At 38.4% G+C, this 630-nt stretch carries 1 pseudogene; it reads right to left on the bottom strand.

Annotation, left to right across the window (positions count from 1 at the left end):
• Positions 1-27: 27 nt before the first annotated feature.
• Positions 28-630, bottom strand: a pseudogene (locus tag I6F66_RS21315) (hypothetical protein); the annotation flags it as partial.

The raw sequence follows: 630 nt of genomic DNA, 5'->3' as shown, positions 1-630 counted from the left end.
ATCATGGACTCTGAAACTTAAACAGTCTCACGGAAAGCCGATAAAAAGTTGAATCAATAAACGCTTTACTTTATATTTCCACGTTAATTGCTCTATGCGCTCAGGCTCTGCTTTCCAATGCAGCCAAGGTTTGATTACTTCTTCACGCTCTTTACCTTTTAGCCAATCATATGGAAAAGCATCTTCTAAAATTTCGTCCCTAATTTCAATTTGCTGTTCAATTGAAAAGTCTACCCAAAAGTCTGAAGGACGATTATTTTGTTTATCAAACTCTGCTGTAATTGGATCTGAATGACGGTGTTGTTCATATACAGGCACATCGGGCAATGGCTTACTTAAATCCATAAAACGTACATAACACTCCCACAATAAATAACAATGCACTGGATTGGCTGAAAGTTCTACAACTGAACCGGTTACTATTGTTTTAGGGTACTTTTCTTGATCAATATGGCTAATTTCTGGAAAGTAATTCATTACACCCGGCGCGCCCATTTTCGAGGTTAACCTGCAAACAACTTCTTCCCATTTAAAGCAACAGTTACCTAAGTCATCTCTTTGTTCACAACCTGGTATCTCAAAAGTAAACCCGACCGTTTGGTTTTGCCTATCAAGGTACATCACCCTATC

Origin of the sequence: Pseudoalteromonas sp. NZS100_1, from assembly GCF_015864285.1 — a bacterium.
GTDB classification, from domain to species: Bacteria; Pseudomonadota; Gammaproteobacteria; order Enterobacterales; family Alteromonadaceae; genus Pseudoalteromonas; species Pseudoalteromonas arctica.
The sequence above is the reverse complement of the archived record's forward strand: the minus strand, read 5'-3'. Positions and strand labels throughout refer to the sequence as shown.